Annotated in this window: 9 protein-coding genes and 1 riboswitch; of the genes, 5 read left to right on the top strand and 4 right to left on the bottom strand. The window is 67.3% G+C overall.

Going from position 1 to position 9,336, the window contains the following annotated elements:
• Together ACEN88_RS17500 and ACEN88_RS17495 are read right to left on the bottom strand one after the other, a co-directional pair.
• The coding region (locus ACEN88_RS17500; protein ID WP_413341548.1) for a PhzF family phenazine biosynthesis protein at positions 1-340 on the bottom strand (340 nt) is incomplete at its 3' end.
• 25 nt (positions 341-365) lie between these two features.
• The gene (locus ACEN88_RS17495) at positions 366-1,262 is read right to left on the bottom strand and encodes a LysR family transcriptional regulator (protein ID WP_056137161.1); all 897 of its coding nucleotides are present in this window, start codon (positions 1,260-1,262) and stop codon (positions 366-368) included.
• Positions 1,263-1,286: 24 nt separating this feature from the next.
• Here ACEN88_RS17495 and ACEN88_RS17490 point away from each other — a divergent pair, with 24 nt between their 5' ends.
• Positions 1,287-2,576, top strand: a complete 1,290-nt coding sequence (locus tag ACEN88_RS17490) for an MFS transporter (protein ID WP_413341547.1) — start codon at positions 1,287-1,289, stop codon at positions 2,574-2,576.
• Positions 2,577-2,592: 16 nt separating this feature from the next.
• Complete coding sequence (gene dkgB / locus ACEN88_RS17485; RefSeq protein WP_413341545.1) at positions 2,593-3,399, top strand: 2,5-didehydrogluconate reductase DkgB; 807 nt, start codon at positions 2,593-2,595, stop codon at positions 3,397-3,399.
• A 1-nt stretch (position 3,400) separates the two neighbouring features.
• Here dkgB and ACEN88_RS17480 read toward each other — a convergent pair whose 3' ends face one another.
• Positions 3,401-4,108, bottom strand: coding sequence for a glutathione S-transferase (locus ACEN88_RS17480; protein ID WP_413341543.1), 708 nt, complete (start codon positions 4,106-4,108; stop codon positions 3,401-3,403).
• 252 nt (positions 4,109-4,360) lie between these two features.
• Here ACEN88_RS17480 and ACEN88_RS17475 point away from each other — a divergent pair, with 252 nt between their 5' ends.
• The 3 genes from ACEN88_RS17475 to ACEN88_RS17465 all read left to right on the top strand — a co-directional run bounded on the left by ACEN88_RS17475 (position 4,361) and on the right by ACEN88_RS17465 (position 8,940).
• The gene (locus ACEN88_RS17475) at positions 4,361-5,317 is read left to right on the top strand and encodes a DUF535 family protein (protein ID WP_413341541.1); all 957 of its coding nucleotides are present in this window, start codon (positions 4,361-4,363) and stop codon (positions 5,315-5,317) included.
• Between the two features lie 75 nt (positions 5,318-5,392).
• A complete protein-coding gene (locus ACEN88_RS17470) occupies positions 5,393-6,550 on the top strand; it encodes an iron-containing alcohol dehydrogenase (RefSeq protein WP_413341539.1) in 1,158 nt (385 codons plus the stop codon).
• Between the two features lie 72 nt (positions 6,551-6,622).
• Positions 6,623-6,722: riboswitch (TPP riboswitch) on the top strand.
• A gap of 85 nt (positions 6,723-6,807) precedes the next feature.
• Positions 6,808-8,940, top strand: coding sequence for a TonB-dependent siderophore receptor (locus ACEN88_RS17465; RefSeq protein ID WP_413341538.1), 2,133 nt, complete (start codon positions 6,808-6,810; stop codon positions 8,938-8,940).
• Positions 8,941-8,946: 6 nt separating this feature from the next.
• Here ACEN88_RS17465 and ACEN88_RS17460 read toward each other — a convergent pair.
• Positions 8,947-9,336 (bottom strand): AAA family ATPase (locus ACEN88_RS17460; protein WP_413341536.1); only part of this gene is annotated, 390 nt, incomplete at its 5' end.

Below are 9,336 nucleotides of genomic sequence, written 5' to 3'. Positions count from 1 at the left end.
CGCGACGATCGCGCTCGGCGCCGCGCTGGCCCGGCGCGACGGCGACGGCGTGTATGCGCTGGCGCTGAACGATGGCGACATTACGGTCGAAGGGCGACGCGAAGGCGGTCGCGTGGCCGCAGAACGGCACTTCGGACGCCGGCGAGAAGTAGCGCACGCGCCAGCCCTTTCCTTGCGGTTCGGCGAATGCCGTCTCCGAATAGCCGACGGCGTGGGCCAGGCGCTGCATCTCGTCGGCCGGCGGCAGGGATTCCCCGATCCAGACGCCGGCCGGATTGCCGCCGGCGTCGCCGTCCGAGAATGCGGCGATGCGAAGGATGTGCGAAGTCGTGATGGTCATGCGGTCTCCTTGTCGGGATGGATGGTCAAGGTTCGAGCACGCCGGCCAGCCGGTCGGCGAGGAAGTCGACGAGCGCCTTCACGCGCGGCGCCAGCGCGCCCTGCTTGTAGAACACGGCCCACACGGGCTGGGTCCACGGCAGCGCCGCCTCTTCCAGCACAGGCACGAGGCGGCCCGCGGCGACGTCGGCGCGCGTGAGGAAGTCGGACAGGCTGACGATGCCCGCGCCCTGCAGCGCGAGGTGGCGGACCGTCTCGCCGCTGGTGGCCGTCACGTGCGGCGCGATGCGCCAGCCCTCTTCCGTGCCGGCGCGCAGCGGCCACGTATTCAGCGACGCGGGCGCGACGAAGCCGACGAGGCGGTGCTTCATCAAGTCTTCCACTTGCCGCGGCGTGCCGTGGCGTTCGAGATAGCCGGGGGCGGCGAGCACGCGGATGCGGCTGCGGCCCAGGCGGCGGGCATTGAGCGTCGAGTCGGTCAACTGGCCGATGCGGATCGCGACGTCGGCCTTCTCCTCGATCAGGTCGACGACGGTCTCGCCGCTCGTGAGTTCCACCTGCACCTGCGGGTACGCATCGAGGAAGTCCGCCAGCTGCGGGGCGATCAGGTGATCCAGGGTCGGCGTCGCGGCGTTCACGCGCACGAGGCCCGCGGGCTGCGCGCGCGCGAGGGCGGCCTGCGACTCCGTCTCTTCCAGGTCGGCGAGGATGCGGCGCGCGCGGGCCAGCAGCCAGTTGCCTTCCTCGGTGAGATCGAGGCGGCGCGTCGTGCGGTGGATGAGGGTCATGCCGAGCTGCTGCTCCAGACGCGAGATGGTACGCGACACGCCGGACGGCGTCTGCCCCAGCCGCTCGGCGGCATTCGAAAACGAACCCGTGTCGATCACGGCGACGAATGCGATCAACGCGCCCACGTCCAGCATTTTTGCTCCCAGGTCAAAAGTCTATTGTACGGCCACGGGTTTTTCTTTGTGGACGGGACGGCCAGAATGCCCTCATCCCATCGAGGCATCAACAAGGAGAACACCATGCCACTCGCTTTATGGGCGCTGACACTGAGCGCCTTCGCCATCGGCACGACGGAATTCGTGATCGTCGGCCTGATCCCCACCATCGCAACCAGCCTGAATGTGTCCGTGCCGTCCGCCGGCCTGCTCGTGAGCCTGTACGCGCTGGGCGTCGCCATCGGCGCGCCGGTGCTGACCGCCCTCACCGGCAAGGTGCCCCGCAAGACGCTGCTGCTCGGCCTCATGCTGCTGTTCACGGCCGGCAACCTGACCGCGTGGATGGCCCCCGGCTATGCCGCGCTAATGGCCGCCCGCGTACTGACGGGCCTCGCGCACGGCGTCTTCTTCTCGATCGGTTCGACGATCGCGACGAGCCTCGTGCCGAAAGAAAAAGCGGCCAGCGCCATCGCGCTGATGTTCAGCGGCCTGACCGTGGCCCTCGTGACCGGTGTCCCGCTCGGGACGTTCATCGGCCAGCACTTCGGCTGGCAGATGACCTTCCTGGCCGTCGCGCTGCTGGGCGTGATCGCGTTCGCCGGCATCGCCCTGCTCGTCCCGCGCGGCATCGCCGGCAGCAAGCCGGCTAGCCTTCTCACGCAACTGTCCGTGCTGAAGAAACCGCGCCTGCTGCTCGTGTATGCGATGACCACGCTGGGCTACGGCGGCTCGTTCATCGCCTTCACGTACCTCGCGCCGATCCTCGAACAGGTCGCCGGCTTTTCGTCGAACAGCGTCGGCCTCGTGATGCTCGTGTACGGCGTGTCGGTCGCCTTCGGCAACATCTGGGGCGGCAAGCTGGCGGACCGCAAGGGCCCCGTGCGCGCCCTGCAGATCGTGTTCGCGCTGCTGGCCGGCGTGCTGTTCGTGCTGGACTTCACGGCCGCGAACAAGATCGCCGTCCTCGTCACCGTGCTGGCCTGGGGCGCCGTCGCCTTCGGCAACGTGCCGGGCCTGCAGGTCTATGTCGTGCAGCGCGCCGAACGCGATGCGCCGGGTGCCGTCGACGTCGCATCGGGCCTGAACATCGCCGCGTTCAACGTCGGCATCGCCATCGGCGCCTGGGGCGGCGGCCTGATCGTCGAACACCTCGGCCTGATGCACACGCCCTGGATCGGCGCCCTGATCGTCATCGGCGCGCTCGCCCTCACCACGCTGGCCGGCTGGCTGGACCGGCGCGATCCGGCGCCGCGGCACGCCGTCCGCGGCGAACGCGCCGTCGCCATGCATTGAATTGAAAGGAAAAACCATGCATACCAATATCCCGCAACTGGGCCTCGGCACGTTCCGCCTGAAGGAGCGGCAAGCCATCGATTCCGTCGCCACCGGCCTGGCACTGGGTTACCGCCACATCGACACGGCGCAGATCTACGGCAACGAGGCCGAAGTCGGCCAGGCGCTGGCAGAATCCGGCGTGGCGCGCGGCGGCGTCTTCGTCACCACCAAGATCTGGACGGAGAACCTGGCCGCGAACCGCCTGCGCGCCAGCCTCGAAGAAAGCCTCGTGAAACTGCGCACGGAGTACGTCGACCTCACCCTGATCCACTGGCCGTCGCCGGGCGCCGCGGTGTCCGTCGCGGAATCCATGGAAGCGCTGCTGGCCGCGCGCGAGTCCGGCCTGACGCGTGCCATCGGCGTATCGAACTTCCCGATTGCGCTGCTGCGCGAAGCCATTGCGGCCGTCGGTGCGGACAACATCGCGACGAACCAGGTCGAGCTGCACCCGTTCCTGCAGAACCGCGCAGTGGACGCGTTCATGGTCGATGCCGGCATCCACCTCACCGCCTACATGCCGCTCGCCTACGGCAAGGTGATGGACGATGCCACCATCGCCCGCATCGCGCAGGTGCACGGCGCGACGCCGGCCCAGGTGGCGCTGGCGTGGGCGATGGCGAAAGGATATGCCGTGATCCCGTCGTCGACGCAGCGCGCGAACCTGGAGGGCAACCTGCGGGCGCGCGACCTGATCCTGTCGCGGCAGGATATCGCCGACATCGACGCGCTGGACCGGGACGAACGCCTCGTCAGCCCCGACTTCGCGCCGCAGTGGGACTAGACTACCTGTCCAGCTCTTTGTAGTGGCGGAAGATCCCTTCCTCGTTGAAAGGAATCCGCCGCCCGGACTTCAGGTAGGCCGCGATGCGCGGCCGCGCGGCCACCCGGTCGTGCAGCGCCGTCAGCAGCGGATAGCCCGCGTCGATGCGGCCCAGCGCCTTCGGGAAGGCGTAGCGCAGGCCCGCGACGAGCTGGAACAGCGACAGGTCCGCGTACGTGACCGTGTCGCCCAGCAGGTAGTCCTTCGGTTCGGGCCGGGCCAGGATGTTCTCGAACCAGTCGAAGAACTTCGGGATGCGCGTGTCGATGAAATCGGCCGACCGGCGCTTGGCTTCCGGGCGCTGGTCCTCGAAATACAGCGACGTCGCGATCGGGTGGTGCGTGTCGTGCGTCTCGGCGACCAGGTCCGCGATGGTCAGCTGGATCTGGTTCACCCAATATTTACCTTGCGCATCCCGTGGCGCCAGCCCATGGTGCTCGCCCAGGAACATCAGGATGTTGGCGGTCTGGCCCACCGTCACATCGCCCGCCTTGAGGAACGGCGGCGCGAACGACGGGTGGTCGGCGCCGTCCATCGCCGCGATCATGCGCGCCATGCCGCCCGGCGCGCGCGCCACGTCCACGTATCGCACCCCCGCCTCTTCCAGCGCCAGGCGCACGAATTCGCCGCGGCCCTGGATGCTCGGCCAATAAAAAAGTTCATACACCATGCCATGCTCCTCAACTTGTTCGGTCTGACTCAATTATCGAGCAGGATTTTGATGTTCGGCGCGGCAATCGTGCTAGTCTTGCGTCTGGCGCTTGCCTGACAAAAAATCAACAAAAATGAGAGACATGAAAACGGAAAATCATAATAGAGGGATGGGGTGTTGGTGGTTACGATCTTGATCTTCTGAACGATTCACTGCCGTTCAGCAAAGTACGAAGACGAATCCACCGATAACGATTGCCCGGAGCGCATCATGATTTTCGCTCACCTGACCAAACACTGGATGGCCCGGCGCCGCCAGTACAGCCTGTCGTCGTGGGTGCTGTGCATCGCGCGCAGCCTGCGCGTGCTGGCCTATTACCGCGACCACCGCGCGCTATGCCAGCTCGGCGTCTACCGCAACCACGTCGCGCAAGACGCCGGCGACGACCTGTTCCACCACCTCAGCCACCGCGACTACCTCATCAAGGGCTTGAGCCCGCGCCAGCGCGTGCAGGCCGTGCTGAGCCATTACCGCTTCGAGGAAACGACGTTCAATGACGGCTACCTGGACGCCGTCTACGGCCAGCGCTGCCTGCCCCTGTGGCAGCAGGAGGCCGAGGGCAGCACGTTCATGATCCAGCTCGAGATGGCCTCGCGCAGCAATGCCGAAGGCGACCTCACCCTCGCCCTCATCGCGGACGGCAAATGCCTGCACCGCCTGTCCTTCAGCTGGCTCGAAGGCGACATGGTGGGCGTCGACATGCCCGTCGTCCCGTTCATCGCGCGCAACCAGGGCCGCTGGATCGATTCCGGCGCCGCGTTCGAAGCGTTCGAACGCGTCTTCCCGAACAACTCGCCCAGCTTCTTCTGCTTCGCGGCCATGCAGGGCATCGCGCTGGCCCTCGGCATGGACAAGGTCGTCGCGATCCGCAGCGAAGCGCACATCGCCTACGATCCCGATCCGGAAAAACATTTCGCCAACGCGTATGACGGCTTCTGGAAGATCCTCGGCGGCGAGGAAATGCCGGGCCGCGACGGCTACCTGATCCCGCTGCCGTTCTACGTGAAGCCGTTGTCCGAGATGCCGTCCAAGCACCGCAAGCGCGCGGCGCTGCGGCGCGAGCACTGGCGGCTGATCGGCGACGCGTCGCGCGCCGTCATCCAGCGCCATCTGCTGCATGCGCGCGCGCACGTGGCGCATCCGGCCGCGGTGCCCGAACCGGCCTGAAAGCCTGCCGGCGTGGCCCACGCCGGCAGGACACCTGCGCGATAATGATCCTCTGAGCAAAACCAGAGGATCACCTTGCACAACTTCGACTTTCATAATCCCACCCGCATCCTGTTCGGCGACGGCCAGATCGAGCGCATCGGCAAACTGGTCCCGTCCGAGGCGCGCGTCCTCGTGCTGTACGGCGGCGGCAGCATCCGCGCCAACGGCACGTTTGACGCCGTGATGGCCGCACTGGCCGGCCGCACCGTGTTCGAGTTCGGCGGCATCGAGCCGAATCCCACGGTCGAAACGTTATCCGAAGCGATCGCGCTCGTCCGCCGCGAACGCGTGGACTTCCTGCTGGCCGTGGGCGGCGGCTCCGTCATCGACGGCACCAAGTTCGTCGCGGCGGGCGCCATGCTCGACGCCGACCCGTGGACCATCCTCGAACAGCACGCGAAGAACGTGCACGCGGCGCTGCCCATCGGCGTCGTGCTGACCCTGCCGGCGACGGGGTCCGAGATGAACGCGGCCGCCGTCATCACGCGCAAGCGCACGCAGGAAAAATTCGCGTTCGTCGCGCGCACCGTGTACCCGCGGTTTGCCGTCCTCGACCCGACCCGTACCTACACGCTGCCCGCGCGCCAGGTGGGCAACGGCGTCGTCGACGCGTTCGTGCACGTGATGGAGCAATACATGACGGTCCCGGCCCAGGCCAAGGTGCAGGACCGCTTTGCGGAAGGCTTGCTGCTGACGCTCGTCGAAGACGGTCCGCAAGCACTGGCGCTGCCTGCCGACTACGACGTGCGCGCCAACCTGATGTGGACGGCCACGCTGGCCTTGAACGGCCTGATCGGCACCGGCGTGCCGCAGGACTGGTCCACGCACACGATCGGCCACGAGCTGACCGCGCTGTACGGCCTCGACCACGCGCAGACGCTGGCGATCGTACTGCCGTCGATGCTGCGCGTGCGCCGCGCGGCCAAGCGGGAGAAACTGCTGCAATATGCGGCCCGCGTGTGGGACCTCCACAGCGGCGACGAGGACGCGCGCATCGAGGCGGCCATCGCCCGCACGGAAGACTTCTTCCGTGCCATGGGCGTGGGGACAAAGCTGTCCGACTATGGCCTGGGCCGCGATGCGATCCCGGCCGTGATCGCCGCACTGGAAGCGCACGGCATGACGCGCATGGGCGAGACCGGCGAGGTCACGCTGGACGTGGCGCGCGAGGTGCTGGACGGCGCCGCCTGATCGCGGAACCATCCGCTTTACAACATGTCTATTGTCTGAAGCATCACGACAAGGCGCGTTGTGCTACACTCGCGCCTTCGCTAGGGGTCCTGGGAGTTCGCTTCCCGGGTGAGAGATACCCTTCGTACCTGATCTGGATAATGCCAGCGAAGGAAAGCGCAACGCAGTTCCCATCCTTGTTTGCCCTTCCCCCCGTTGGCTCCGGCTTTTAAGAAAAAGCAGCGCGCCCATCGCCGGCGCGCGAAAACGAGCAAACCATGAACCGTCATTTGAAGTACACCGCAGTCGCGTACGCCATCGCGCAAGCCTTCATCGCGAACGCCCATGCACAAGACACCACCCACCCCGTCGCCGAAGTCGTCGTGACGGGCAACCGCTTCATCGCCGTCGACCGCGCCAGCGTCGGCGGCTTCGGCGAAGCGTCGCTGTTCGACACCCCGGCCTCCATCATCTCCATGGGCCGCACGCAGATGCAGGACCTGTCGATCCGCTCAACGACCGAGGCGGTGCGCTTCGACGCATCCGTCGCCGACGCCTACAACGCCGTCGGCTATGCCGAGCAGTTCTCCATCCGCGGCTTCGCCCTCGACAACAACTACAGCTATCGCAAGGACGGCTTCGCGATCCCGGGCGATACGCAGATCCCGCTGGAGAACAAGGAACGCTTCGAAATCCTGAAAGGCCTCGCGGGCCTCACGGCCGGCATCGCCACGCCGGGCGGCATCGTCAACTACGTGACCAAGCGCCCGACGAATGCGCCGCTGCGCTCCGCGACCGTGGAAGTGTCCGAGCGCGGCACCCTGTACGGCACCGTCGATCTCGGCGGCCGCTTCGAGGACCGCCGTTTCGGCTACCGCATCAACGCGGCCGCCGCCGACCTGCACCCGTACGTGCGCGGCGCGAACGGCGACCGCCAGTTCGTGGCGGCCGCCTTCGACTGGCAGATCACGCCGGATGCGCTGCTGCAGCTGGACATGGATTACCAGCGCAAGGCCCAGATCACGGCGCCCGGCTTCCAGCTGATCCAGGGTACGACGCTGCCGACCGGCGTGTCGGCCAGGATGCTCCTGAACGACCAGCCGTGGACGCGCCCCGTCACGACGAAGGACAGCAACGTGGGCCTGCGCTTCGAATACAAGCTGGCGCAGGACTGGACCGCCACCGTGTCCGGCAACAAGCACTGGTTCAAGCGCGACGACTTCACCGCGTTCCCCTACGGCTGCAGCAACGAGGGCGCGGGCTATTATCCGGGCTACTGCGGCAACGGCGACTACGACGTCTACGATTACCAGAGCACGGGCGAGCGCAAGTCGCCGTGGGGCGTGCAGGCGCAGGTGCAGGGCAAGTTCGCGACCGGCGCGCTGCGCCACGCGCTCACCCTGGGCGCGTCGTATTCGGAGCGCCACGACAGCTTCGGCGACTACGTCTACGACTACGTCGGGTACAGCAATATCTGGAACCCGCTCGTGACGCCGCACGTCGCTGCCGACCGCGTAACGGGCCCCGTGTTCGAGCGCCGCAGCGACGAGGAACGCGCCGTGTTCGCGCAGGACATCGTGAGCCTGACGAACCGGCTGACCCTGCACGCGGGCCTGCGCCACGTCCAGATCAAGCGCAGCGAATTCGTCGACGACGCCACCGGCTACGTGCACGCCGACGACTCGTTCCTGCTGCCGAACGTGGGCCTCGTCTTCAGCCCCGCGCGCGACTGGAACGTGTACGCCGCGGTCAGCCACGGGCTGCAGCACGGCGGCATCGCGCCGATGCAGACGACGAACGAGAATTCGGTGCTGGCGCCGCAGCGTTCGCACCAGGTCGAGATCGGCGCCAAGGCCGCGCTGGACAATGGCCTGAACCTGTCGGCCGCGCTGTTCCAGATCCGCCAGGGCCTGGAATACACGAACGCGAACAACACGTTCGTCCGCAACGGCCGCGAAACGCACCGCGGCATCGAGCTGACCGCGCAGGGCCAAGCGACGCCGGCGCTGGACTGGAGCGTGTCGCTGATGGCGCTGAACACGCGCCAGGAAGGCACGGGCCAGGCGGGCATCGACGGCAAGCGCGTGACCGACGTCCCCGCGTTCAAGTCGACGGCATGGGTGCAGTACGCCGTCGCGGCGATCCCGGGCCTGAAGCTGGACGGCACGTGGCAGTACTCGGGCAAGAAGGCGTTCGACGTCGAGAACACCGTGTTCGTGCCGGACTACCACGTGTTCGGCGTGGGCGCGTCGTACGGCCTGAAATGGGGCACGACGAACGTCACCTTGCGTGCCCGCGCGGAGAACCTGTTCGACAAGTTCTACTGGCGTGACGTGACGCCGGCGCTGGGCGGCTATCTGCTGCCGGGCGCGCCAAGGACGTTCCGGGCGTCGGCGCAGTTCGACTTCTGAAGTCGCCTAAACACGGCGGGCGGGTGGACCGATCAGGTCCTCCACCTGCCGCACCCGCGCTTCCAGTTCCCCCGTCAGCAGCGCAAACGGAATCCCCCGCGCATCCAGCACGTCCACGAGCTGCGCATGCACGCGCTGCCTCACCTCCTCCGACTCGCGCTGCAACCCATCCGGCACCCACGGCAGATCGGGCGCCGCGACGAGCGTGAACGCGTAGTCGTGTTCCGCTTCCCAGGCAAGCAGGTCCGGCGGCACGCGGCCCCAGTAGATGCGGCTGTACACGGCCGTCATCAGCGGCGTCGTGTCGACGAACAGGAAGTCGCGCACGCGCGGGTCGCGCGCGAGCAGCTCCTCGCGGACGCGCTGCGTGCGCGCGATGCCGGGCTGGTCGTCCTC

This window comes from Massilia sp. CT11-108 (genome assembly GCF_047302915.1).
GTDB lineage: Bacteria > Pseudomonadota > Gammaproteobacteria > Burkholderiales > Burkholderiaceae_D > Telluria > Telluria orientalis.
This window is presented reverse-complemented; position numbering and strand designations above follow the sequence as displayed.

What these genes read in the sequence shown, in the direction of transcription:
- ACEN88_RS17480 (WP_413341543.1), bottom strand. Translation starts at nt 4,108, where the DNA reads ATGGTGTATGAACTTTTTTATTGGCCGAGCATCCAGGGCCGCGGCGAA.
- ACEN88_RS17465 (WP_413341538.1), top strand. Translation starts at nt 6,808, where the DNA reads ATGAACCGTCATTTGAAGTACACCGCAGTCGCGTACGCCATCGCGCAA.
- ACEN88_RS17495 (WP_056137161.1), bottom strand. Translation starts at nt 1,262, where the DNA reads ATGCTGGACGTGGGCGCGTTGATCGCATTCGTCGCCGTGATCGACACG.
- dkgB (WP_413341545.1), top strand. Translation starts at nt 2,593, where the DNA reads ATGCATACCAATATCCCGCAACTGGGCCTCGGCACGTTCCGCCTGAAG.
- ACEN88_RS17475 (WP_413341541.1), top strand. Translation starts at nt 4,361, where the DNA reads ATGATTTTCGCTCACCTGACCAAACACTGGATGGCCCGGCGCCGCCAG.